Annotated in this window: 28 protein-coding genes; 19 read left to right on the top strand and 9 right to left on the bottom strand. The window is 39.6% G+C overall.

What is annotated here, in order from left to right; genetic code table 11:
- Positions 1-127: 127 nt before the first annotated feature.
- The gene (locus BUA53_RS09880; RefSeq protein WP_072835215.1) at positions 128-613 is read right to left on the bottom strand and encodes a hypothetical protein; all 486 of its coding nucleotides are present in this window, start codon (positions 611-613) and stop codon (positions 128-130) included.
- A 209-nt stretch (positions 614-822) separates the two neighbouring features.
- On the opposite strand from BUA53_RS09880, the gene BUA53_RS09875 reads away from it, so the two are divergent.
- On the top strand, positions 823-1,158 hold the full coding sequence (locus BUA53_RS09875) for a hypothetical protein (protein ID WP_072835214.1): 336 nt from the start codon (positions 823-825) through the stop codon (positions 1,156-1,158).
- Positions 1,159-1,238: 80 nt separating this feature from the next.
- On the opposite strand, the gene BUA53_RS09870 is transcribed toward BUA53_RS09875, so the two are convergent.
- Entirely contained in the window at positions 1,239-1,538 is a 300-nt protein-coding gene (locus BUA53_RS09870; RefSeq protein ID WP_072835213.1) for a hypothetical protein, read from the bottom strand.
- Between the two features lie 550 nt (positions 1,539-2,088).
- Here BUA53_RS09870 and BUA53_RS09865 point away from each other — a divergent pair.
- The 7 genes from BUA53_RS09865 to BUA53_RS09835 all read left to right on the top strand — a co-directional run bounded on the left by BUA53_RS09865 (position 2,089) and on the right by BUA53_RS09835 (position 6,760).
- On the top strand, positions 2,089-2,736 hold the full coding sequence (locus BUA53_RS09865; RefSeq protein ID WP_175546053.1) for a YceI family protein: 648 nt from the start codon (positions 2,089-2,091) through the stop codon (positions 2,734-2,736).
- A gap of 59 nt (positions 2,737-2,795) precedes the next feature.
- Positions 2,796-4,181 carry a hypothetical protein gene (locus tag BUA53_RS09860; RefSeq protein WP_072835212.1) on the top strand — a complete coding sequence of 462 codons (1,386 nt, stop codon included), beginning with the start codon at positions 2,796-2,798 and terminating at the stop codon, positions 4,179-4,181.
- Positions 4,182-4,262: 81 nt separating this feature from the next.
- On the top strand, positions 4,263-4,853 hold the full coding sequence (locus BUA53_RS09855; RefSeq protein ID WP_072835211.1) for a YceI family protein: 591 nt from the start codon (positions 4,263-4,265) through the stop codon (positions 4,851-4,853).
- A 71-nt stretch (positions 4,854-4,924) separates the two neighbouring features.
- Positions 4,925-5,251 (top strand): hypothetical protein, encoded by a 327-nt coding sequence (locus BUA53_RS21025; protein WP_217652972.1) that lies wholly within the window; start codon positions 4,925-4,927, stop codon positions 5,249-5,251.
- Between the two features lie 133 nt (positions 5,252-5,384).
- Complete coding sequence (locus BUA53_RS09845) at positions 5,385-5,615, top strand: hypothetical protein (protein ID WP_139256403.1); 231 nt, start codon at positions 5,385-5,387, stop codon at positions 5,613-5,615.
- A gap of 85 nt (positions 5,616-5,700) precedes the next feature.
- Positions 5,701-5,889, top strand: a complete 189-nt coding sequence (locus tag BUA53_RS09840) for a hypothetical protein (RefSeq protein ID WP_072835208.1) — start codon at positions 5,701-5,703, stop codon at positions 5,887-5,889.
- Positions 5,890-5,968: 79 nt separating this feature from the next.
- Entirely contained in the window at positions 5,969-6,760 is a 792-nt protein-coding gene (locus BUA53_RS09835; protein ID WP_175546052.1) for a PRC-barrel domain-containing protein, read from the top strand.
- 54 nt (positions 6,761-6,814) lie between these two features.
- On the opposite strand, the gene BUA53_RS09830 is transcribed toward BUA53_RS09835, so the two are convergent.
- Together BUA53_RS09830 and BUA53_RS09825 are read right to left on the bottom strand one after the other, a co-directional pair.
- Complete coding sequence (locus tag BUA53_RS09830; RefSeq protein ID WP_072835206.1) at positions 6,815-7,792, bottom strand: SDR family oxidoreductase; 978 nt, start codon at positions 7,790-7,792, stop codon at positions 6,815-6,817.
- 688 nt (positions 7,793-8,480) lie between these two features.
- Positions 8,481-9,050, bottom strand: a complete 570-nt coding sequence (locus BUA53_RS09825; protein WP_072835205.1) for a cytochrome b/b6 domain-containing protein — start codon at positions 9,048-9,050, stop codon at positions 8,481-8,483.
- Positions 9,051-9,252: 202 nt separating this feature from the next.
- On the opposite strand from BUA53_RS09825, the gene BUA53_RS09820 reads away from it, so the two are divergent.
- The 4 genes from BUA53_RS09820 (at position 9,253) to BUA53_RS09805 (ending at position 12,630) form a co-directional block, all read left to right on the top strand.
- Positions 9,253-9,678: a hypothetical protein gene (locus BUA53_RS09820; RefSeq protein WP_072835204.1), complete on the top strand. Its 426-nt coding sequence runs from the start codon at positions 9,253-9,255 to the stop codon at positions 9,676-9,678.
- Entirely contained in the window at positions 9,675-10,772 is a 1,098-nt protein-coding gene (locus BUA53_RS09815; RefSeq protein ID WP_084079964.1) for a sensor histidine kinase, read from the top strand. The genes BUA53_RS09820 and BUA53_RS09815 overlap by 4 nt, the downstream gene beginning before the upstream one ends.
- Positions 10,753-11,532: a LytR/AlgR family response regulator transcription factor gene (locus BUA53_RS09810; protein WP_072835203.1), complete on the top strand. Its 780-nt coding sequence runs from the start codon at positions 10,753-10,755 to the stop codon at positions 11,530-11,532. The genes BUA53_RS09815 and BUA53_RS09810 overlap by 20 nt, the downstream gene beginning before the upstream one ends.
- 129 nt (positions 11,533-11,661) lie before the next feature.
- Positions 11,662-12,630, top strand: coding sequence for an ABC transporter ATP-binding protein (locus tag BUA53_RS09805; RefSeq protein ID WP_072835202.1), 969 nt, complete (start codon positions 11,662-11,664; stop codon positions 12,628-12,630).
- Between the two features lie 30 nt (positions 12,631-12,660).
- Here BUA53_RS09805 and BUA53_RS09800 read toward each other — a convergent pair whose 3' ends face one another.
- The gene (locus tag BUA53_RS09800) at positions 12,661-13,848 is read right to left on the bottom strand and encodes a hypothetical protein (protein WP_072835201.1); all 1,188 of its coding nucleotides are present in this window, start codon (positions 13,846-13,848) and stop codon (positions 12,661-12,663) included.
- A 291-nt stretch (positions 13,849-14,139) separates the two neighbouring features.
- Between BUA53_RS09800 and BUA53_RS09795 the strand changes: the two genes are divergently transcribed.
- Together BUA53_RS09795 and pepE are read left to right on the top strand one after the other, a co-directional pair.
- Positions 14,140-14,541 (top strand): hypothetical protein, encoded by a 402-nt coding sequence (locus tag BUA53_RS09795; RefSeq protein ID WP_072835200.1) that lies wholly within the window; start codon positions 14,140-14,142, stop codon positions 14,539-14,541.
- 75 nt (positions 14,542-14,616) lie between these two features.
- Complete coding sequence (pepE, locus tag BUA53_RS09790) at positions 14,617-15,354, top strand: dipeptidase PepE (protein WP_072835199.1); 738 nt, start codon at positions 14,617-14,619, stop codon at positions 15,352-15,354.
- Between the two features lie 136 nt (positions 15,355-15,490).
- Here the strand turns inward: pepE and BUA53_RS09785 are convergent, their stop codons facing one another.
- Together BUA53_RS09785 and BUA53_RS09780 are read right to left on the bottom strand one after the other, a co-directional pair.
- The gene (locus BUA53_RS09785) at positions 15,491-15,724 is read right to left on the bottom strand and encodes a hypothetical protein (protein WP_072835198.1); all 234 of its coding nucleotides are present in this window, start codon (positions 15,722-15,724) and stop codon (positions 15,491-15,493) included.
- Between the two features lie 25 nt (positions 15,725-15,749).
- Complete coding sequence (locus BUA53_RS09780; protein WP_072835197.1) at positions 15,750-15,995, bottom strand: hypothetical protein; 246 nt, start codon at positions 15,993-15,995, stop codon at positions 15,750-15,752.
- A 310-nt stretch (positions 15,996-16,305) separates the two neighbouring features.
- Between BUA53_RS09780 and uvrA the strand changes: the two genes are divergently transcribed.
- On the top strand, positions 16,306-18,888 hold the full coding sequence (gene uvrA, locus BUA53_RS09775; RefSeq protein WP_072835196.1) for an excinuclease ABC subunit UvrA: 2,583 nt from the start codon (positions 16,306-16,308) through the stop codon (positions 18,886-18,888).
- On the opposite strand, the gene BUA53_RS09770 is transcribed toward uvrA, so the two are convergent.
- Positions 18,869-19,123: a hypothetical protein gene (locus tag BUA53_RS09770; protein ID WP_072835195.1), complete on the bottom strand. Its 255-nt coding sequence runs from the start codon at positions 19,121-19,123 to the stop codon at positions 18,869-18,871. The two genes, uvrA and BUA53_RS09770, sit on opposite strands and share 20 nt — an antisense overlap.
- Positions 19,124-19,535: 412 nt before the next feature.
- Here BUA53_RS09770 and BUA53_RS09765 point away from each other — a divergent pair, with 412 nt between their 5' ends.
- Together BUA53_RS09765 and BUA53_RS21435 are read left to right on the top strand one after the other, a co-directional pair.
- Entirely contained in the window at positions 19,536-20,216 is a 681-nt protein-coding gene (locus BUA53_RS09765; RefSeq protein WP_072835194.1) for a hypothetical protein, read from the top strand.
- 661 nt (positions 20,217-20,877) lie between these two features.
- Positions 20,878-21,018 carry a hypothetical protein gene (locus BUA53_RS21435; protein WP_217652971.1) on the top strand — a complete coding sequence of 47 codons (141 nt, stop codon included), beginning with the start codon at positions 20,878-20,880 and terminating at the stop codon, positions 21,016-21,018.
- A gap of 23 nt (positions 21,019-21,041) precedes the next feature.
- Here BUA53_RS21435 and BUA53_RS09755 read toward each other — a convergent pair whose 3' ends face one another.
- Positions 21,042-21,635 (bottom strand): MFS transporter, encoded by a 594-nt coding sequence (locus BUA53_RS09755; protein ID WP_072835192.1) that lies wholly within the window; start codon positions 21,633-21,635, stop codon positions 21,042-21,044.
- 146 nt (positions 21,636-21,781) lie between these two features.
- Here BUA53_RS09755 and BUA53_RS21225 point away from each other — a divergent pair, with 146 nt between their 5' ends.
- Entirely contained in the window at positions 21,782-21,931 is a 150-nt protein-coding gene (locus BUA53_RS21225) for a hypothetical protein (protein WP_175546051.1), read from the top strand.
- A gap of 76 nt (positions 21,932-22,007) precedes the next feature.
- Complete coding sequence (locus tag BUA53_RS09750) at positions 22,008-22,403, top strand: hypothetical protein (protein ID WP_072835191.1); 396 nt, start codon at positions 22,008-22,010, stop codon at positions 22,401-22,403.
- Positions 22,404-22,550 lie beyond the last annotated feature (147 nt).

The raw sequence follows: 22,550 nt of genomic DNA, 5'->3' as shown, positions 1-22,550 counted from the left end.
AAAAAAGGGGCCGGATAAAAATCCAGCCCCTGAGTTTTGTTTAAAGTCCTACATCCTATACCTCTAAGACGGGAAATGATAGTTATAGGTTGTATGTTATAAATGTATTTCTATAAAGTAATTAAGATCAATTTATCGTAGAGCTTTGCAACTCAGCTGCACAATGGCGTACAAAGATCTCGGTAACTGAGGTTGATCTATGCTTTCGTTTAAAATCTGCCAGGTCTAGCACAATGGTAGAGGTTAATTCGGCATGCATCCTTAATATGGGGTCAGGACTTACCACCTTGATTAAAAGAGGCAGGACAGCCCTGTAAAAAGGATCAGTTACAATTTCTTCCCTGCTGATGACTGATAAGTCTTTTTCAGCCTTTAGTCTTTCAGATAACAGGCCTTCCTCTAAAGCCGTTTGAGCCTCTTGTTTATATTTCGAAAAGGCTTGTTTTAATATAGCTCTGTATATATAGTCGTCCATTTCAACCTTATTGTCAATGGCATTGACCAGGTTACGGTTTTGGAAAAGAATATCAAGCGCGCAGGTAAGAACTGCTTCTGAAACGCCTAATTGGGCAGATTTTTCTTTTGTCCATGGATAGGAGATGGTGCTGGTCATAGTGTTTTTTAAATAGGTTATAGAATAAATACAAGGAAGAAGGTTCGTTGATTCCTTTAAATTTTGAGGTCGGAACTCATAAGCATAAAAAATGCCAGAAATGCATGAGCTTATTATTAAAGCAATGAAAGGGGTACTGCAAAGTGGATTAGTTTCTTAATTTTCGATACTTTCATAAAAACTTAGTCCTTCCTACCTAAATCAGCAATATGAAAAAGTTAATACTTCCCTTCATTGCCTTATCATTGTTAGTATCCTGCAAGAATGGCCCAAAGACATCTGCAAATAATGAGAAGGACAATTCAAGTGCAAAGGCATATACCTGGCCGGCACAAGAAGAAAATGAATTCATGTCGGGGTGTGTTGACAGTGCTAAGATGAAGATTGGTGAACCAGCTGCCTATGCCCAATGCAAGTGTATATTGGAGCAGCTAAAATCAAATTTTCCTAATATGGATAGTGCTGCGCCTGCACTGATGGATGTGAAGTATGTGGCAAACCTGGCTGAAAAATGTAAAGGCCAGAGGGCAGGAGCAAAAAAATAATTCCAGGAGTTATTATAAATTGAAAGGGGAACCCACTGCTTAAGTTCCCCTTCATCGACACTCTGCTAAGACCAAAATCATTATGCTGGCATGTAACAAATCTGTACAGGCAGGCAATATTGTTGTTGAAGTACTTTTTCTATTTCTTTTAAAGGCGTAGTTGAAGTTAATTCCACTGTACCTTCTTTCAAAACTCCGGTAATATCGCCCAGTGCAGTTGTATCAGGTATGGCGTGGGTGGCTACCGTGTTTTGTTCTTCTGTAGTACAGAATTCAACTTTCAACTGTGGAAATACCTGGGTGAATTCTTTCTTTACCTCACTGATCGTTTTTTCGTATTGTAATTTCAATTCCATAGCATTCGCATTTTCTTCATTCATATCTATGAATGCAAAACAAGCTATAATAGAATTGAAAATTCATGATGTAATTAAGTTTGCTTTATGACTTTCATCAGTTCTCGCAGATATCATAAAATTAATAAAGGGAATGGTTGACAAAATAACATTTTTACACACTCGATTGTGACCATTATAAGAAACACAGCCTCTTAGTTTTCATTTATTACCATGTCTTTTTTATTCTACCGAGCTACATAAAAATATACAGATGTCGTTTTATGCTATTCAACCAGGTCGCATCGGCCATAGTTAATGAAGGCAAAGTTTTTCAATAAATGATGGATTGTTGTTTAGTCAACATCCCTATATGTTCATATATGTTGATGTTAATCAAGCATACTTCACAATGAGTTACAGTACCTATATATAATAGAATAACCATAAAACAAGTAAAGCAAATAATACTTCGTTGTCCTTTATTATAAAACCTAACCTATACCCAAATCAAAGGTGAGTATAATCATGTAGCAAACTTATAAGGGTCAGCTATAACCATTTCACCCGGGAATACTTTTGTGTCATGCTATTAATGAAAAACAAAGCAAATTTTATAACACTGAAAAATCTTGTAACAATGACTTCTATTCGACGCTTTAGCGTTCTTCCCGCTCTGGTACTAATTTTAACGACCATGTTTTCTTTCACCGTAAAAGAAAGCAATAACTCATTACTATATCGTACCAACAACTTAAGTATTGCTGTTGATGGTACTTCTTCACTGCACGACTGGACTGTAAAATCAGAAAAAGGCCAATGTGATATGAACCTCGTATTAACAGGTGATAAATTAACCGGAATAACTTCTCTTAATTTTTCTGTTCCTGTTGAAACTTTAAAAAGTGGTCATGGCGCAATGGATAACAATACATTCAAAGCCTTAAAATCTAAAAATTATAAAAACATCACGTTTACATTAACATCAGGTACTGTTACCCCGGTTGATGCTGTGACTTATAAAGTGAAAGCCGTTGGTAAATTATCAATTGCCGGAACTACTAAAGAAACAGAGATCCTGGGCACTGTTAAGTATAATGCCGCTGATCAAAGCTTTACATTAACTGGAGTTAAGAAGATGAATATGACGGATTATAATGTAGAACCTCCAACAGCTTTGTTCGGTACCATTAAAACCGGAAACGCTATATCAATTACATACAATGCCAAAATCACCAAATAAGATCTAAAACAATTTCTAAGTAACTACTATCCAACCACTAACTACAAAAATTAAAATTTATGAAAAAGTCAAATCTGCAATACATCCTACAAGTGCTGGTTGTTCTTATCGGATTATTGCCACTAACATCTAAAGCCCAGGATAAAGAGTATTATCTCAGACCATCCTATTGGCGTCCTTACGATCAAAGAGGTATCAATGTTTTCGAAACTACTAAAGTACCAGATAGTATTCCTTTTGAAGGGCCAAGGGTACGTTTTGGAGCTGGTTTCACTCAGCAATTCCAAAATCTGAAACACGAAAACAACGCAGTGAATAATGGTGGAAACACTGTTCAGACTGCAGGTGCCAACAAACTGTATCCTTTAGCTCCCGGTTTTATGACTGCACAGGCTAACCTGAACCTGGATGTGCAACTGGCTGATGGTATTCGTTTGAACGTGGTAACCTATCTTTCTGCCCGTCACCACAATGAAGCATGGGTAAAAGGTGGATACATACAATTTGATAAACTTCCATTCAAAGGTGAGTTCTGGACAAACCTGATGAAAATAGCTACCATTAAAGTTGGTCACATGGAAATCAACTATGGGGATGAGCATTTCCGCCGCTCAGATGGTGGTCAAACATTGTACAACCCTTTCATGGACGGTTACATTGCTGATGCCTTCGCAACAGAGATCGGTGGTGAAGTTTACCTGCAAAAGAACGGATTGTTTGGAATGCTGGGTATTACCAATGGTATGATCAAAGGAAATATTGACTCTGCCACAGAAGGTAAAGTAAATGGTACAGTAGTAGATGCAAACACCAACAGGTCTCCTTCTATTTACCTGAAAGGTGGTATCGATAAATCAATCGGTGATGTTGCAAGAATCCGCTTAGCTGGTAGCTATTATCATAACTCAAGCAATGCCGGAAGTGGTTTGACATTATATGGTGGCGACCGTACCGGTTCTAACTATCAAAACGTAATGGAAAAATGGGTTGCTAATGGTGCAGCAGTAGCTTCTACAGCAGCAGCTTTCTCTGGTAGGTTAAATCCAGGATTCAGCAAAAAAGTTGATGCCATCATGTTGAACGGATTCCTGAAAGTGAAAGGACTTGAGCTATTCGGTACTTATGAAACAGCAAAAGGCCGCACTAAAACAGAAACTTCAAACAGGACAATGAATCAATTAGCTGGTGAAGTGATCTACAGATTCGGAGTTAATGAGAACCTGTTCATCGGTGGCCGTTACAACACTGTAAAAGCAGAATTAGCTGGTATCAGCAACGATGTGAAAGTTGACCGCATTGCTGGTGCAGCTGGCTGGTTCTTAACAAGAAACGTTCTATTGAAAGCAGAATTGGTTCAACAGAAATACAAAGATTTCCCAACATCTGATTATCGTAGTGGTGGTAAATTCAATGGTTATGTAGTTGAGGCAGTAGTAGGTTTCTAACCTCTGACCTTCATCAATAAGGTAAAGGATGGGTCATATAATGGCCCATCCTTTTTTTCTGATTCCTATTAAAATAGTTGTATGTTCTCTCTAAAGTTATTACCCGTACTGGCCCTTTTTATTTCTAGTAAAACTGTTACCCCTCCTGCAAAGTGGACGATCGAAAAAAGCAGCACTATTACTGTAACAGGTAAAAGTAATGTAAACGAGTTCAATTGCCAGGTGCCAGGCTACTACCAGACAGATACCATATTTGTTTCACAACTCTCTAGCGGTAAAGATGTAAGACTTTCCGGTGACCTTGAGGTTGATGTATTCAAATTTGATTGTCACAGTAAAATGATCACAAAAGACCTTAGAAAAACATTAAAAGCTGACCAGTATCCTAAATTAAAGATTCGGTTTTTAACATTGGAACGGTTACCCGATGGCCAGTTTACAGCACAATGCATTAAAGGAATGGTAGAAGTGGAGCTGGCAGGCGAGCGGAAGGTGCTCCAGATCCCTTATGTATTTATCAATAATGGTAAAACGGGTTATTTATTAAATGGCACTAAGATTTTCAACTTCTCGGATTTTAAATTATCTCCCCCACGGAAACTGGCTGGTATAGTCCAGGTGAAGGATGAATTCCTTGTAGATTTTAAACTAAAAGTGAACATTGTTCCCTGAAAAATATCATCCTATGAAAAATGGTAAGGTCCTGGTAGGGCCTTTTCTATTTATAGATGGATGACAACACCATGAATTTTATTGAAGAGCTTGTGTTGAAAAATAAAAACGAAACAACTTCCATAAAATTCCTTGAGAGGCTTGGTTTTTGTGAGATTTCTATTTTAATGCATAGTGTTATGAAAGACTTGTGGGCATTGGATATAGAAAGACTTAATCAATTATATGAACAGGAGTCTGAGGAATTACAACAAAAGCTGTTGAATGGTACTCCCTGGGATGAAGTATTTGAGCATAGAAAGAGAGTCGCACAATTATCTACTATCATTTATAAGAAATTAAATCCCCAACATTTCTCTAACCCTGCTGAATATTCTACAAGAAGTAAAAGATCATAAATTTACTACTCTCTATTTCCATTTGTTTTTCTCTTAATGAATTAGCAATTAGATTACTGCAGTTATCTTAATGATACAATTTGTTTATAATGCTTGTATGGTATTTGCATACATGAAGATGCAAATAAACTGTATGAACCTTAATTATCCTGTTGATTTTCGGTTGAAAGATGGAACTCATGTTATAGTGCATAAAAAAGAAGAGAATAACTATGATTTCTTCCTTACCCGATTAAATAGTGAACGCCATAATTTCATGTGGATCAACGGAAGAATTGAAGAAAGCTATGAGACCAGGTTTAATGAATGGCAAAATGAAGCCATTGAAAAATTTCAGGAATTGCTACAACATAACAATCTATAAATCACTACTCTAGTAGTTCTGCCTGCTTCATCAGGCACGGTTTGTGAAGCGTCAACCATAGTATTTATCACTTAAATCTATAATTATGGCGGACATACATGTACAAACAAAAAAGAATACAACTCCAGTCTGGTTGTGGATACTTCTTGTACTGATCATTGCGGCAGTAATTTATTTTATTACCAGGAATAAAAACAACAATGATAATAAGGAAGTGAATCAAAACACAACATCTTATATCTATCTAAATAAAGCTTTGCCGGTGAGTGTATAAGCCTTGTTTTGGTTTACAATCACTGCAAATTTATTCTTAACTGAAGCACAGCTTCCAAAATAAGCGCAATATGGATAACATGAAACACAGACGTTTACAGGAACTTGATCATAGCGATTTTGAAATTGTTGATGGTGAACCTGATATTCGGGGTTGGGATGTAAAAAATGCAACCGGTCAAAAAATAGGAGAGGTAGAGGACCTCATAGTGGATGCAGCGCAGAAAAAAGTAAGGTACATGGTTGTTGACCTGGGACACAATGACCTTAATCTTGATGATAGAAAAATATTATTACCAATTGGCCTTGCAGAACTGGATACTAAAGAAGACGATGTTTTAATACCCCGCATTCAAACGGAACAGTTACGTAGCCTTCCTGTCTATGATAAGGATCACCTTGATGCAGAAGTGGAAGGTCGCATATGTTCAACACTCGGTAGAACTGGCGAAAAAATGCAGATCGCCAGCAATGCTGAACCTAATCCGGAATTCTACAGGCATGACTACTTTAATGATGATAATTTATACAAGAACAGGTCAGGCCGAATGGCTGGGGCGCAACCTGTCAATAACGATTATGAGCGAGGTTTAAGACTTTGGGAAGCAAGAAGCAAAGGTGGTATTGTTGAAACCGGAACAGACAGGAACAATAATTCCCGCAATAATGTTAGAAGTGAAGAATCGTACAGGGGACAAAGCAGCATGAATGAAGAAGACAGAATGGAAAGAATCAGGAACAGGAGGGATCAATATGAACAAAGAAGACAAATAGGTGGCATGGAAAAGAACAGGGGAAGTTCATATGGGAACAATCGTTCGGTAGAAAGAAGGATAAGTGAAGAAGGATTAAGAGACCCGGACGAACAATAAAATAAAGGCGGAAGTAAATACTTCCGCCTTTATTTTTTTACAATTACCTGCTAATTATTTCCTTTGAAACAACACCAGGCCTGCAATAATTGAAATTGCCAATAAGGCTTTGCCCAATAAATGCTTGGATGGAACATTGCTCCAGCCCCCATCAATATTATATCCATACGCAACTGGTTCAATCACATTTCCCTCAGTATTTTCGATAGGTTCTGCCTTTTTAAGGTAGCCACGAATTACCGAGGCTGTAATATTCCTGCTAAGCACAGGAAATGTTGCATAGGCCAGCTTTAGTAACCCGGCAGCTGCGCCTATGGTCACAGTAGCTTGTGGCAGATAGAAAAGGTGGACGACGGCCTTGCCCACCCTTCGGGGGTCATATACCGGGGGTGCCGGTTTCAGGGATTTCCCGGTATAATTTGCTGCATGCTGAATGCCAGGAGTATCTAAAAATCCAGGATATAAATCACATACATGTATATTAGGATAGTTCTTTAATTCTCCTTTTAAAGACTCGAAAAACCCACGCAACCCAAACTTGCTTGCTGTATAGGCCGCTGCAAAAGGAGTTACTATCCATCCTCCTACAGATATATTATTCACAAGTATGCCATAGCCCTGATTTTTAAAGTAAGGAAGAACTGCATATGCTCCGTTCATATAGCCTACCAGGTTTGTCCGTATCACTTCCTCATTTACCTGTGCCGTTAACCTATCAAATTCCCCTGCTGCCAGCACGCCTGCATTGTTCACCCACATATCAATGCGTCCGCCTGTGCGATAAGCTGCCCTCGCCAGTTCCTGCATATTATCTGTGAAACGGGTGTCTGCCGTTACTGCAATAGCAGTTCCACCTAAAGAATTACATTCTTCTACAACTTCATTTAATGCCTCTTCCCGCCTGGCGGCCAGTATCAGCCTGGCTCCCTGCTTTGCCAGTTCTACTGCAATGGCTCTTCCAGCTCCGCTGGAGGCGCCGGTTACAACCACTACCTTTCCAGTGGCACCGCCGGATATTTGCTTGCTAGACATAAATAAGAATTTTATTAAAAGGCATCAACAAATACGCCACGCGGAAGAGGGGAATAGTGTTCAATAAAAATCCCCTCAACTGAGGGGATTAAGATTATCAGGCGTTGGTTTTGTAAATTTTGTTTGTTTTCGGAACGGTACGCCTTTCGGTTTTCAAAGGATTCAGGACAATGTTGGGATACGGATTATAAACGGGCTTTCAAAAGGATAAAGAAAGAAGTTGACTGATATTGGATTTTGTTTTGGTTTTTCCAGGATCAGGATTAGTTATGTTATGGACGATCTTTCTGGACTTTGGATTAGGATTGATTTTATTATCAATCAACTTCTGACACAAAACTAACCGCATTTAGCGGCCTGTGCAATGGCAATAATGCCCTAATTTTTGTTTATGGTAATTACTTAGAAGGTCGTAGATCAACGAAATTGATGATAGAAAAACTACTATTTAAAGAATAAAGGATTAAAAAACCGGAGGGTTATAAAAAGAAAAAGGCTGGATAGAAATCCTGCCTCGTGTAAAATCCAATATCCTATGAAAAACCGAGTCAAAGGTAGGGGTAGAATTGGTTGAAAACAATAGTAAAACTACCTGTATTTTAAGATTAAGGGTTTTTATGATCACCTTTTGTTCCTCCATGTACCATAGCGGAAATAAGATTAGAACGGTTTTTTCTTTCAAACCTGATCACACCAGCCAGGTGAATGATGATAAATAAAAGCAGCAGAAGCAAGCAATTCTCGTGTATTTGTTCACAGCATGGAAGGTTTCGAAATATTGTGGTTGCTTATGAAAGGCCATCCAGGTGCCTGTTCCGGCTATTGTACCTAATAGTATATAAAAAAGTAGGTATATGATATTGGCTATTAAGAACTTCCTGGCCGTCCGGTTGCCATTTCTATTTTGTAACCAGGCCCTCCTGACTTTAGTTGCCATTTGTTCATCGCGCGGTTGAAAAAATTCTAATACTATTCTGAAAGTAAAAAGAATACCCAAAATATAACCCAGGTAGGTATGCCAGGCCCAGATTCTTTCTCTCAACAGACTTGCAGTACCGGCTGTTTGGCCAGGTTGAAGATGAATGCCTTCTCTTGCCATACCTTCATAAATAATATTATTGACGAATAACCAGTTTAAAAAGGATTTGCTTACCAGGATTGTTATCAACAATAAGCATGTAATGATAAAGCTACTCCAGTGCCAAAGACGTAAGGCTTTGGAATAAGAAGTATAGAGTGTTGCTATTTCGTTTGCCATATTTTTTTGATAAAGCTGCAATGGAAAATTTTACCTGGCAATGGAGGAAGTAATGAGGTTGACAGATTTTGAAGTAAGGTGTATATAAGCCGTTATGAAGTAACAACGCTTGTTGCTTCACATCATTAATCCGACGCTTCATGACCGCAGATGTTTTCAATCAGGTTTTATAGAATGAGATTTGAACTCTAAACATTCTATCATGAATAAAATACTTTTAATCTTCCTTTTTATAGCATCAGCCATTGTTGCCAATGCGCAGTGTCAAAATACCGTATTGTATAAAGCCTCCAAAACCGAATACCTAAATTCAAAAGATGTTGTAGAAAATACAGTTGCAGAAGAGTCAACTCTTCAGATCTCTCCTACACAGGTGGTATTGCAAAAGAATGGTAATGGTGCGGATGAAGTAACTGGTACTGTAATAGGCTGGAATTGCCAATGGACAACAAGTTTTAAAAATGGTAAAACAAGTTTTTCTTCTGTGCTCACAAAAGGAAATGGCGAACAAAGAGGCGCAGACTTTACCATTGAAGGTGTGGGGGGCGACTTGTTTATTACAATAGCCATAGAAGGCATGGACCAGAAGATCAGGATCAAGGCAGATAGCTACCAAATAAAAAAATGATGTATTTTACAATTAGGGTAAAAGGAGTTCTGAAAGAGTTCAACTATATGCAAAAGCAGTCATCACAGATCAATGACAAATGGGTTCGGATCGGTGGTATTGCCCTATTGTCCATCAATATGCTGTTGAACCTGGACAGGCATGGTACAGGTGTGAATGGCACCTGGTTCTTTGTGTTTTATTATTTGGTAAGCATTGTACTCATCCTGGAATTTAATCGCTACCTGATCCGTAAAATCCATCAACAGGATGCCGCAGTTAAAAAAAGGAAAAGGTTCTGGAAGGCTGTACTAGCCTGTTTTACTTCTACAACATTCCTGTTCCTTATTAGCTTTTATGGATTTCACCTTGTTAGAGGTTTACATGTTGGAGATTCCTACAAAGCCATAACTGTTATAATAATATGTAGTATAGTGCTGGCAATGGTGCATGCTGGTATTTATGAGGCCATGGAATATTCACGGCGCCTGGGCATGCTGGAAGCAGAAAAAGAGGAGTTACTTAGAATCAATCTACAGGGCCAGTATGATGCATTGAAACAACAGGTGAACCCTCATTTTCTTTTCAATAGCATCAACACAGTATCATCACTTATTACAAAAGATCCGGTAAGGGCTCAGAAATTTCTTTCAGAAATGAGTAAGGTGTACAGGTATCTACTTCAAAGTAATGAAGAGGAACTGGTGACACTGGAAACTGAACTAAAGTTTATCAATTCTTATTTTCATTTGCTGAAGACGAGATTTACAGATGGTCTTTTTCTTGATCTGCAAATTGAAGATGATGTACTCCAATGCCAGGTTCCAGCCCTTACCCTGCAATTGCTCATTGAAAATGCGATCAAGCATAATATAGTGGAGAAAGAAACTCCGCTGGTGATTTCAATGATTTCAGGAAAAGGACAATTGACCGTCCGCAATAATCTGCAGAAAAAGCTAACGGATGTTGTATCAACGCGCATAGGTCTTGCTAATATCATTGCAAAGTATAAACTCCTGGGACAGCCTGAAGTCATTGTTTTGCAAACGGAAAATGAATTTACAGTTACCATTCCACTCATTCAAAGTAAAATGTATGAACATACTAATAGTTGAAGATGAGGACCTGGCTATCGATAAGTTAAAAGCCACTGTTATGGAAGTTGAAGAAAAGGCTATCATTGTTGGTATCACTCATAGCATTCAAAGTACAGTCAGGTGGTTGGAAGCAAATCCTCAGCCTGATATTGTATTAATGGATATTGAACTTACAGATGGATTAAGCTTTGAGATCTTTAATCGAACAGAGGTAAAATGTCCTGTAATATTTACAACATCATATGATGCTTACGCCATCAGGGCTTTTAAAGTTAATAGTATTGATTACCTGCTGAAGCCAGTGGAAAAAGAAGACCTAAAGCTTGCCCTGGAGAAATTCCATAAATATGCAGACAGGAATCCCAATATTGTTCTCCCGGCATTGGATATGAAAAGCCTTGTGAATGATTTGAAGGAACAACTAAAACATAACGCTTACAGGGACCGGTTTTTAGTTAAGCAGGGCCAACGATTGATATCACTTGAGATCAACCAGTTGGCTTATATGGTAGCCGAAGGAAGAGTATCTTATATCATTACCTGGGATAAGCATAAATATATCGTTGACTATACACTGGAAGAACTGGAAACACAATTGGATCCACGGTTATTCTTTCGCGCCAATCGCAGCAGCATCATTCATGTGAAAAGTATCGATGAAATACATGCATATTTTAATGGTAAGCTTAAACTTCAAATTCATCCCCAAACTCAGTATTCTGATATCATCGTCAGCAGGGAGCGGGCTGCAAGCTTTAAGGAATGGGTAGGAAAGTAGCCGGAACTTAATAATATTCATCCCGGCCTAAAAGGCTATCCTGATCCCTTTCCATTTTCCTTCTCTATTTTTGTCACTGTTTCTGGCCTGGCAAGCAACAGGCAATAATTGTAGAACAACAGGATTTCAATGAGTTTACTTACAGTGTCAGGTCTTAGCAGGGTAGAGGAAGGTAGTTTGATTGTAAACAATATAAGCTTTAGTCAGGAACACAATCAGAAAATTGCCATATCCGGTGCTACAGGGTCCGGAAAGACCTCCCTGTTGAAAATGATCGCAGGCCTTTTGCAACCAACTTCAGGCGAAGTAATATTTGAAGGTATAAGAGTACAAGGCCCGGAAGAGAAGTTAATACCAGGGCACCCGGGCATTGGTTACTTATCACAATACTTTAAACTTAGAAATCATTACAGGGTAGAAGAATTATTGGCTATGTCCAGCCATCTTGGTACAGAAGAAGTAAGGACCATTGCTGAAGTATGCCGTGTGGATCATTTGTTACACAGGTGGACCCACCAACTTTCAGGTGGAGAGAAACAACGTATAGCCCTCGCAATTGTGTTAGTAGCAGCCCCCTCTCTTTTATTGTTGGACGAGCCCTATTCCAACCTCGATGGTATTCATAAAAATATTCTGAAATCAGTGGTCGAAGACATAGGCCAACACCTGGATACTACCTGCCTGCTCATTTCTCATGATCCATTGGATACACTTTCATGGGCCGATATGATCTATGTTTTAAAAGCAGGAAGTATTGTTCAACAGGGTACACCTGTCAACATCTATAGGCAGCCTATAAATGAGTATGTTGCAGCACTTTTTGGTAAGTACAACATTTTAACCCCGGCATTGGCGATTGCCTTTTCTGAATATAATGACCTTGAGCTCAATCGTATCAACAGCTTTATCAGGCCGGAAGAATTTAAAAGAACGGAAAAAGGAAAGGGTGTTGAAGCCATGGTGGAATCAGCCCGCTTTTGTGGCCATGCTTATGAAGTAATGGTGCGTGTACAATCGAAATCCATAACTATGTTATTGCATCATGATGTACCTTCAAAAGGAGATGTGATTTATGTTTCATTAGAAGGAGAAGCTTAACATAATTACTTCCCATTGTAAGCATTTTCATTATTCTTTAAGGTCAATATTCACCTTTGCATTCTTTTGTTCGGTAGAAGAAATAAATACTTCGTAACGTTTATCCTTAGCCGTTACGATCATCAGCGATGTATTGGGTGGAATAGAACCCAGGTTGTCTGCCACCATTATTAATTCATGATGCGGATGTGCTGCATCAACTTTGATTTGGATAGTTACAGGTTTTTGTGAAAGCCTTGCTTTAGATACCACCAGTTCATTATTATGGTAGATGGTAACCGTATCACCGTCAATCTCGCCATTGTCATACAAATCAATTCTTAATTCTCCCTCTGCAGTTTGAATCTGCTTCACCAATGGATTTTCTCTTGTCCGCAGCACAAGTGGTATAGGTGTGTGAACAGCAGTAACTGTTACTGATGGTTGGGAGGCGGTTTTTTGCTCGGTTGTTATGATAGTTTTTTGAACAGGGGGTGTACTTATTACTTTGGGCACATCACTTTTGATAATGGGTTTTGTTTTAGTGGTTTGCTTTTTATTAGTTACGGGTGCAGGGGGTGGATTTTGTGTGACAGGTGGTTGGGGTTTTATACATTCCCTGAAGGTGATATCGTCCAGGGCAAAATCATTACCACAACCACCAATGGTAATATCTTCCATTGTCATGATCAATCCCGTTTCACCTGCAGGCATGGTAAAGAATGCTTTCTGTCTCACCCATTGAGCTGTTTCATTCTGGTTAAGATTATTGACAAGAAATTTGGCTATGCTCTTTCCTGAAACAGTCCTCAGGTCAACAAGTATATTGGGTGAAAGGTTAGAGCAACAAACATAAAGCCGGCATACATTGATCAGCCATAGGGCAAATTCATAGCTTGTGTTTTCTTTTAAGCCTGTAATTGGATACTTGAGGAAAACACCTCCACCCGGGTAAGCATTCACCAGCATCATATTTCCCTGGCTGTCTCCCGGCGTATGATCCTCTGTCAATACAAACCAGTCTCCATTATTGCACCCGGGTGTGGAGGAGCTATAGGTATATTCTCCATCTCTTGGACAATCACCTTCAGCCCTGGTATAATTGGGAGGTGGCGTGGCATTGACATCCTTCACCTGTCCGCTTCCAAAATGCATATGAAAAACAGGGGGATCTTTTAAAATACAATCGCCCTGCTGCGCTTGCAGTGAAAGACCAGTAAGAAAAAAGGTAATGAACAAAAAGCCTTTTAAACAATTTATTCTAAAGCTTGAATAATAACGTTTCACTGGTTTTGCACTTTATTTATATCAGTCTCTTAAAGTTAATTCAATTGGCAGTATACTTTTGTGAAACTGTATGACCGGCAAGGAACTATAACAAGGGGTAATGTTGTACTTTATAACCTGGAGATTTTACCCCGGGAATGATTATTCAGGAACTGTGGTAATTGGATTCTCAATTAAAACAACTTGTAATCTGAACTCTGGATAGTTCCGGCCATGGCATAATTTTCTCATTATCTTTTCTGCATGCCGGTAACCAAACATTATACGGAATTGATTGAAGAGGCCAGGAATGTAGAAGCTGACGGGGAGCTTGAAAAAGCTGCATCTATTTATGAACAAGCCATCAGGCAACACCCAATGGATGAATTTCCCTATAACAGGCTGATGATCATTTACCGTAAATTCAAGCAGCCCAAAAATGAATTAAGGGTGATCAAAAAAGCGCTTGAAGTTTATACTGCTTTCTATGATAAAAAGCTGAAGCCCTATACTTCCAATACAAAGGTTGGGCAGTTGAGTAAAGCGCTGTTAAAATCTGTTACGGGTAGTGCTAAAAAAACCAGTTATACTTCTTATCCGGAACCCATTCCCCGATGGACGCTAAGAAAAAAAGCAGTGGAAAAGAAGCTTGAAAAGAGCAGTTAACAGCACTTTCAATATTTCATTCTTTATTATTCAAATCAGTATAACCTTTGCAACTTATACAGTATAGCATTTCTTATGAGTATAAAATTATTGGCCTTAAGTAGTTCGCGGGTTGGCAAGGGTGCATTTTTAGAATCTGCCCTGCCATTGATAAGTAAATTTCTACAGGGTTCTAAAGGCCCCATTGCCTTTATCCCTTTTGCATCAGTGTCCAAGGATTACCAGGCATATGGAACAATGGTTAGCGAAGCCTTAGCCAAACTTTCTTTGACAATTAATGTGGTGGAGCCTCAAAATGCTCAAGATGTCATTGAAGCATCTTCAGCTATCATGGTGGGAGGTGGCAATACATTCAAGCTTCTTCATGATTTGTATGAGCTGGATCTTTTGGATTTGATCAGGAAAAAAGTGCAGCAGGGTAGTCCCTATATTGGGTGGAGTGCAGGTGCTAATATTGCCGGGCCAACCATTTGCACCACTAATGACATGCCTGTCATTCAGCCAGAAAGTTTTACCGCATTGCAATTCCTGCCTTTTCAACTCAACCCTCATTATCTCAATGAAATAAAGGAAGGGTTTAATGGAGAAACAAGGGATATGCGTTTAATAGAATTCATAACGCTTAACCCGGGTATACCTGTAGTAGGTTTGCCGGAAGGCAGTGCTCTATGGCTTGAAAATAATCAGCTTCAATACATTGGTGAAAACAATGGAGTACTTTTCACAGGTGGAGATAATAATAAAAGCTCGTTAACCCCTGGAATGGATATAAATTATTTATTAAAGCCCTCATCAGTGAGCGGAGAAAAATAAAGGGTATACTATGGCCAGGAATAATCCTACTGTTTGTGTCAGTACAATTATTCCTGGCAATCATAAATAATTTACATAATGCTGTAGTAGAGGAAAAGGAAATAAAACCCTATTTGGGTTTTGCAAGGTGTAGGTTTTATCCTGTTACCTTATCTGCTTTGTAATTTTCTTCAATAGCACTGGCAAGACTTTCTTCCATGCCTTTGATCCATCCGGGTACTTGTTGCCAGATGCCCCAAACGCCATCCTGGTCGGTGATCATTCGGAAGCTTTGGTTATCATAAGTAACCATGAAAACCTCATCGGCACCTTCCCTGATAAATTTGAAATTGAAGTCTATACGGTCTATGGTCTTTTTAAAATCGTTCATTGGTGTAATTGTTATAATGGAATTTCTATACTGGCCTTGTTTCAATAATGGCTTCCGAAAGTTCATCAGTAATCGTGTATAACCATCGTGAAGAACCTGGTGTTAATGCCCAATCTCCTAATTTATTCTTTTTCATGCTAAATGATATAGGCTTGCCATTTTCATCAATGGTGGTAATGAAAAATTTTACCCCATCAATGTTATCTATCCTGGTAAACTGGAACCTTTTGTTTTCGGTACCAACTACGATTTCTTTATTAAATCTCTCCATGGTTTGTAATTATAGTGGTTTTTCGTACCATCAGAATATTTAAGCAGGCAATAAAAGAGAAGGGAACTAACAGTAAAAGATAACTTAACAGATTAATTGACTTAACTAAATGCGGAGCTCAACGTACGCTGTGAAGATAGGTTTATTTTATCTCAATAAACACAACTCGCTGCAATGTTCTGTTATATTCAGCCGATTATTGCCATATAAACGCATAATTACCTTGCTGATCAGCATTTTAAAGTTAATAATATATCAGCAGGAGAAATATTCCAGCCAGTCAGGGCATAGAGTTTGAATCTGCATTGCTATGTCGCAGCAAGGAAAGCAAGGAAACAAGGAAGGATTTGTCCAGGTAAGGGGAGCCAGGGAACATAATTTAAAAAATGTCAGTTTAGAGATTCCCCGTGATGCTTTGGTAGTGTTTACAGGTGTATCCGGATCGGGAAAGTCGTCCCTTGCTTTCGGTACCTTGTATGCTGAAGCGCAAAGAAGGTATCTTGAGTCTGTGTCGCCCTATGCGCGTCGCCTCTTTCACCAGATGCCCGTACCTGTGGTGGATGAAATTGATGGCCTGCCGCCAGCTGTGGCATTGCAGCAACAGCGTGGGTCACCCACCACCCGTTCTTCAGTGGGCAGTGTTACTACATTATCAAATCTTTTGAGGATGTTGTATTCAAGGGCAGGTAATTATCCTAAAAATCAGCCATTGTTATATGCGGAATCTTTTTCTGCCAATACACCTGAAGGTGCTTGTCCTCAATGCCATGGATTGGGAAAGGTATACGAGGTGACAGAAAAGTCGATGGTGCCTGACGATACATTAACTATCAGGGAACGGGCTGTTGCTGCCTGGCCATCGGCATGGCAGGGTCAAAACCTGAGGGATATACTTACCACGCTGGGATATGATGTGGACACGCCATGGAAAGACATGCCTAAAAAAGACAGGGATTGGATCTTATTCACAGATGAACAACCCACGGTGCCTGTATATGCCGGCTTCTCAAGGGAAGAAGTGAAAAGAGCCATCAAAAGAAAGGAAGAGCCCAGTTATATGGGAACATTTACTGGTGCACGCAGGTATGTGATGCACACTTTTGCCAATACCCAAAGTGCCCTCATGAAAAAAAGGGTAGCACAATACATGTTAAGCAGTGAATGTCCTACTTGCGGAGGTAAGAGGCTAAGGCAGGAATCTCTTTCAGTGAATTTTGCAGGCTTTGATATCACAGAGCTTTCACGCCTGCCACTTGCCCGATTGCTGAAGATCTTTCTGCCTTATGCACAGGGCACTGCACCTGTATTGGCTAAGCTGGCAAAAGATCACCAGGAAAAAGTAATGGTGACCCAACGTATTGCTGAAGACCTGGTGGCTCGGTTGAATATCCTGCTTGACCTGGGCCTGGGCTATCTTTCTCTCGAAAGAAGTACGCCAACCCTCTCCCCCGGAGAATTGCAACGCCTTCGGCTTGCTACGCAGGTACGCTCCAATTTATTTGGAGTGGTGTATGTGCTGGATGAACCATCAGCAGGGCTGCATCCTGCAGATACCGAGGCTTTATTGAGGGCATTGGACCGTTTAAAGGCTTCAGGCAATTCGCTTTTTGTAGTAGAGCACGAAATCGATGTTATCAGGCATGCCGACTGGATCGTTGATGTTGGTCCTGCTGCTGGTGAAAAGGGCGGAGAAATCCTGTACAGTGGACCTCCGGCAGGATTGGAGAAGGTCGAATTTTCCCAAACAAGACGCCATTTATTTCAATACAATAGTTTACCAGTTACAGAAACAAAAGAACCTGCAGGATGGTTGAAACTTGGTGATGTAACCCGCAATAACCTTAATAACCTTGATGCCTCTTTTCCATTGGGTGTTCTCACGGCCATAACCGGTGTCTCAGGCTCTGGAAAATCAACCCTGGTAAGCCAGGTGTTGGTGGAGCTGGTGGCTGAATACCTTGGTCATGAATTGCCTGCTGAAGAAGAGGAAGAAGAACTGCCCCTGGCTGTTGAATCTATTACAACAGGCGGGCATATTATTTCAGGCATGGAAAGCATTAAGCGCCTCGTACGTGTAGACCAGAAACCGATTGGGCGCACCCCCAGGTCAAACCTTGCCACCTATACAGGGCTGTTTGATCATGTACGCAAACTTTTTGCCTCTACTAAATCAGCCAAAGCGCGTCATTATGATGCAGGGCGCTTTTCATTCAATGTGGGTAAAGGAAGGTGTGAGAATTGCGAAGGCGAGGGATTTGTAATGGTGGAATTGCTGTTTCTTCCCAGTGTATATGCACCCTGCCCGGTATGCAGCGGCACCAGGTACAATGCAAAAACCCTGGAGATCAAATACAGGGATAAGAATATTGCGGAAGTACTGGGTCTTACAGTGGATGAAGCAGTAGAATTTTTTGCTGAAGATGCACAGGTCAGCAGGTCGTTATCTGTGTTGCACGAAGTGGGCCTTGGATACCTGCGACTGGGCCAACCTGCAACTGAATTATCGGGCGGTGAAGCGCAACGCATCAAACTGGCCACTGAACTGCAAAGGGCTGGCAGGGGTAATACTCTTTATATCCTCGACGAACCTACCACGGGCTTGCATCCTTCTGATGTTGAAAAATTGATCATCCAGTTGAAGCGGCTGGTTGATGCTGGTAATACGGTAATTGTAGTAGAACATGATATGGCTGTTGTAGCCGCCAGCGATTGGATTATAGATATGGGTCCAGGTGCGGGTGAAGAAGGGGGCCATGTTGTTGCCTGCGGACCACCGGAAAAATTAAAAAGATCAAAGGAAAGCCGCACAGCCATATACCTGTCGCGATTCATGGGCAGCCATAAGCCTCTGAAAAGTTTGGATGAATCAGGTATTAAGCAGGCTGCATCATAAGTGTTTCTTTTTTGATCATGGCTTCTATAGTATCATTGGTTTGATACAGCGTAGATTGGTTCATGCCAAGCTTGTACTCTTTCTTGGCTTCATCATTCATTGAAACATTGAAAACAAGCCATATTTGTGGATCTGCTGTACCTGCAGCAGGTGTATTCTTCAGAAAAATATAATCTATTTTAAAAACGTCAGCATCATTATTGAAACTAAAGGCCTTGGAAAGGTTAAGGAGCATACAATTGAATTTCCATGTAAGGTACCATTGTTCGTCGTATTAAGCCGGTAAACTATAGGTTTGTTATAGGTAAGATTAAATATATGGGTAAACTACATTCTCTTCTATTCATGCTCGTAAACTCCTTCATCCTGCTACATACTTTGTTCAGGTGTTGCGTATGGTTCCTTCCTATCTCCTTCCCCTCTACTATATAGATAAGCCATAGCTCTGGTATGGATACTCCGTGTTCGCACGGAGTATCCATACTGCAGGTAGGGAGGAGCATGGGCTTTGCATGGGCGGAGCTATTCAACGCTTACTTTTACACCTGGTTGTTATTAAAGGGGGTGGAAAAATAAAGGGGGAGAAACCCTTTTTGATTACTAAATAATTTAGTATTTTGAGTGCTCAAATCCTAAAATCCTATCCTATGCCAAAACAAGTTGGTTATATCAAAGGCCTGGGCACCATTGATGGTAATTTAAATTTTTATCGCTCCGAAGGGGAGTACCGCGTACGTCTCAAGCCTGGAGTGGACACGCACCGTTTTCATACAGATCCTGTTTTTGAAGGAGCCAGGATAACGTCCGGTTTCTTTGGAAGAGCCAATACCCTTGCTTCCCTTATATACCGGTATGTATATACCCACCGGAGGTGCAATACGTTATATAACCTTTGTAAGAAAAAGGCCATTGCTTTAAAAAACCAGGGTATAGAGGATGAGCAGGTGCTCAGATCATTATATGAGTTCCTTACTTCCCGGCACTGCCTACCCATAACTGCAGAAGACCTGGAGCTATACCTGCCGGGAATGATCAGGGAAGCAGATAAGCGGAAGGCGCAGAAAAGAGAAAAAAAGCCAAAGCCGGATAAGGATAACTTTTTGGTGATCATTGAAGCAAAGCCCAGTGAGGAAGATGAAGAGTACCTTATGCATTATATGGACGACTATAACTGGAAGGCAGTTTTTGATGGCGCCTTTGCAAAGGATTACAAGATCCCCATTTGCTTTGGGGGGCACCTGGTAGATAAGGTAAAGAAACTTGGCTTGCAAACTATGCTTACCAAACCAAAAGAAAAGATCATAGATGAATGGGTGAAGGTGGAATAGGGAATGTTGTTTATTGTAAATGTTCAATTGTTAATTGGCGAAGTGTAATCTTGTAGGTAGGAGGTTTTTCTTTGAACAGTCTTTTGAAGCAAGGGTAAATAAGAGGGAGTAGGTGATTGACGCAATGCGCAATAAAAATAGCGCACTGTAAAAGTGATAATAGTCAACTAATTAAAAAAATATAAATTGCGTAAATACTAAGCGTTAGCCGCAACTATTTGCGACCAACAAAAGAGACAAAGAGTTCATGAATTAATGAAAAAGTAAATTTTAAAATAAACAAAATGACAAAATTTCACCCTTTTTTCGTTATTGGAACAGTAGGAATGATTCTTACAGCAATCCTGCATATGTTTTTATCATTAATGCTGACTTTGACGACAGTTCATGCAACATTCTATGTTATGTATCCAATATTTTTGACTTTCTTAATTTTGGGTGTTGTATTCACAGTAAAAAAACAAAAAGCATCATTAACTAACTAAATTATTAACCACTTTATCCTTAAATAAGGTTACCATTTTTAGCAGGAATTCGGTAGCCTTATTTCTGTTTCATATTTTGGCTACTACTTGCAATGAACAACTAAATAAGGTGCGTTTTATAAATATTGTATAAACAGACATTTCTTAAAGCAAGCGGCTAACATGAGCTTCACGAAATGGCAGCTAATAATTATCTTTCATCTGTAAACAACAATCAACCACAGGACATAAGCCAAACAATAGTGACACAGACTACTGCCACTTCGCAAAGCTATGTTGCGTTAGCGGAAATTTTACTATTAGCATTCAGGTATTAAACCAAAGATCATTTACTTGAAATCTAGTATTTTGTAAATAACATTGTTACTCCAGCCAGGAACATAGAGCAAGCACCTAATAAAATAATATCTATTGTTGCGCCTGCGAAAAAATGTTTATTGATATATCCCAATAAAAATGCGGCTGTTATCTGTGGAATCACTATAGAAAAATTGAATATGGTAAAATAGGTAGCCATTTCTTTTTCCGGAGCTTTATCCCCAACTATACTATATGGTACGTTGGAAATACTACTCCAGGCAATTCCAATAAAAGCAAAAGATATAAGTAAAAGATATTGGTTTTTGATAAACCCAACCAGTCCTAAACCAATACTGCCAATCAGCAAAGCAATAGAATGCAATCGTTTTTTAGTAGTGTACCTCAAAAGTTTTGGAATAAAAAAAGCTAATAAGGCCGCTAGCGTTGCATAGAAGGCAAAACATATTCCTACCCAGTTTACCCCATTTTCAAAAGCAGGGCTTTCCGAGTCTGTGCTATGAAATATATAACGAGTAATTACAGGAGTCGAGTAGATCCATAGAGAAAATAAAGCCAGCCAAGTAAAGAACTGTACTACAAATAAAGGAAGTAAAGATTTTATTATGCGAATCATAATACTATACTAAATATAATTACCTTTTATCCTTTCCTTTCCCCATGAGTCACCGCAGCAGCAACTAAAACTTTATGCTATGTAGCGCTGGACTCGTCGTCCCAATCACTTGTTCCTTTTATTCCATTTTATTATCTTTTCTCCTGATGGCAGTACGCAAAAGCAGGCATTTATTTTATCACTTTTACATGTTTCAAATGGTTGCACCTGATAACCAGGAGTTCATGGGAGTGTTGCTGGAATTGAAGGAAAAGGAGCGGGATGAAGGAATGGATGAGTCCCGCCAGAGAGTTTGAAGACGCAAGGTACTGCTGCGGTGACTCATCGGGGAAGCGAAGGGAACTATAGTTCCAAAGAATCAAACCAGACTAAATGTTTAAAAGCCTAAGTTTCACGCTTACTTTATTGTTCAGTCTTCTATTTGTCTCCTGTTCTCAAAGTGAGAACTATAAAGAAGCATATGGCTACGAAGTGAATGGACAAACATTTATCAAACTAAAGGGAAAAAGCCAATTAGCTGCACACGACCCTGGCTCTGTTCTGGGAAACAAGAAGTATGAGGATAGTCTACTGCTGCAAATTCCGTCGCTTGGAAATGGCATAATTGAGGGAAAGGATATACCAGTTCGGCAAGGATATTACAAATACATCAGAAATGTAATAATAAAGGACGGTAAAGTTCGGATAAACCTTAGCTACGACAATACAGATGATAAGAAGATGGAACCTTTGGCTTGGAATGGCGAATATGTATTAGTGCGAAACTGAACTCTAAAGCGCACAACATGAAGCCTGCCAATATACCTGCTGACAAACAAATGCTAACCAATCGAACATTATTCAACATTTGTAATAAATTTAGGCTGAAGGAATGCTAATACCGGTACATCGGCAAGCCCTTTCCGTTACATGCCA

Origin of the sequence: Flavisolibacter ginsengisoli DSM 18119, from assembly GCF_900129295.1 — a bacterium.
In the GTDB taxonomy this organism is placed as follows: domain Bacteria; phylum Bacteroidota; class Bacteroidia; order Chitinophagales; family Chitinophagaceae; genus Flavisolibacter; species Flavisolibacter ginsengisoli.
Note: the sequence above shows the minus strand (reverse complement) of the source record. Positions and strands in the feature narration are given on the sequence as shown.

Excerpts from the sequence above, each read along its gene's own strand:
- BUA53_RS09755 (WP_072835192.1), bottom strand. The coding sequence starts at position 21,635 with ATGATTCGCATAATAAAATCTTTACTTCCTTTATTTGTAGTACAGTTC.
- BUA53_RS09770 (WP_072835195.1), bottom strand. The coding sequence starts at position 19,123 with ATGCTCCTTAACCTTTCCAAGGCCTTTAGTTTCAATAATGATGCTGAC.
- BUA53_RS09795 (WP_072835200.1), top strand. The coding sequence starts at position 14,140 with ATGCCGGTAACCAAACATTATACGGAATTGATTGAAGAGGCCAGGAAT.
- pepE (WP_072835199.1), top strand. The coding sequence starts at position 14,617 with ATGAGTATAAAATTATTGGCCTTAAGTAGTTCGCGGGTTGGCAAGGGT.
- BUA53_RS09870 (WP_072835213.1), bottom strand. The coding sequence starts at position 1,538 with ATGAATGAAGAAAATGCGAATGCTATGGAATTGAAATTACAATACGAA.
- uvrA (WP_072835196.1), top strand. The coding sequence starts at position 16,306 with ATGTCGCAGCAAGGAAAGCAAGGAAACAAGGAAGGATTTGTCCAGGTA.
- BUA53_RS09785 (WP_072835198.1), bottom strand. The coding sequence starts at position 15,724 with ATGAACGATTTTAAAAAGACCATAGACCGTATAGACTTCAATTTCAAA.
- BUA53_RS09765 (WP_072835194.1), top strand. The coding sequence starts at position 19,536 with ATGCCAAAACAAGTTGGTTATATCAAAGGCCTGGGCACCATTGATGGT.
- BUA53_RS21435 (WP_217652971.1), top strand. The coding sequence starts at position 20,878 with ATGGCAGCTAATAATTATCTTTCATCTGTAAACAACAATCAACCACAG.
- BUA53_RS09805 (WP_072835202.1), top strand. The coding sequence starts at position 11,662 with ATGAGTTTACTTACAGTGTCAGGTCTTAGCAGGGTAGAGGAAGGTAGT.
- BUA53_RS09810 (WP_072835203.1), top strand. The coding sequence starts at position 10,753 with ATGAACATACTAATAGTTGAAGATGAGGACCTGGCTATCGATAAGTTA.
- BUA53_RS09815 (WP_084079964.1), top strand. The coding sequence starts at position 9,675 with ATGATGTATTTTACAATTAGGGTAAAAGGAGTTCTGAAAGAGTTCAAC.
- BUA53_RS09825 (WP_072835205.1), bottom strand. The coding sequence starts at position 9,050 with ATGGCAAACGAAATAGCAACACTCTATACTTCTTATTCCAAAGCCTTA.
- BUA53_RS09880 (WP_072835215.1), bottom strand. The coding sequence starts at position 613 with ATGACCAGCACCATCTCCTATCCATGGACAAAAGAAAAATCTGCCCAA.
- BUA53_RS09865 (WP_175546053.1), top strand. The coding sequence starts at position 2,089 with ATGAAAAACAAAGCAAATTTTATAACACTGAAAAATCTTGTAACAATG.
- BUA53_RS09840 (WP_072835208.1), top strand. The coding sequence starts at position 5,701 with ATGGCGGACATACATGTACAAACAAAAAAGAATACAACTCCAGTCTGG.
- BUA53_RS09830 (WP_072835206.1), bottom strand. The coding sequence starts at position 7,792 with ATGTCTAGCAAGCAAATATCCGGCGGTGCCACTGGAAAGGTAGTGGTT.
- BUA53_RS21025 (WP_217652972.1), top strand. The coding sequence starts at position 4,925 with ATGAATTTTATTGAAGAGCTTGTGTTGAAAAATAAAAACGAAACAACT.
- BUA53_RS09875 (WP_072835214.1), top strand. The coding sequence starts at position 823 with ATGAAAAAGTTAATACTTCCCTTCATTGCCTTATCATTGTTAGTATCC.
- BUA53_RS09835 (WP_175546052.1), top strand. The coding sequence starts at position 5,969 with ATGAAACACAGACGTTTACAGGAACTTGATCATAGCGATTTTGAAATT.
- BUA53_RS09750 (WP_072835191.1), top strand. The coding sequence starts at position 22,008 with ATGTTTAAAAGCCTAAGTTTCACGCTTACTTTATTGTTCAGTCTTCTA.
- BUA53_RS21225 (WP_175546051.1), top strand. The coding sequence starts at position 21,782 with ATGGCAGTACGCAAAAGCAGGCATTTATTTTATCACTTTTACATGTTT.
- BUA53_RS09780 (WP_072835197.1), bottom strand. The coding sequence starts at position 15,995 with ATGGAGAGATTTAATAAAGAAATCGTAGTTGGTACCGAAAACAAAAGG.
- BUA53_RS09860 (WP_072835212.1), top strand. The coding sequence starts at position 2,796 with ATGAAAAAGTCAAATCTGCAATACATCCTACAAGTGCTGGTTGTTCTT.
- BUA53_RS09855 (WP_072835211.1), top strand. The coding sequence starts at position 4,263 with ATGTTCTCTCTAAAGTTATTACCCGTACTGGCCCTTTTTATTTCTAGT.
- BUA53_RS09820 (WP_072835204.1), top strand. The coding sequence starts at position 9,253 with ATGAATAAAATACTTTTAATCTTCCTTTTTATAGCATCAGCCATTGTT.
- BUA53_RS09845 (WP_139256403.1), top strand. The coding sequence starts at position 5,385 with ATGAACCTTAATTATCCTGTTGATTTTCGGTTGAAAGATGGAACTCAT.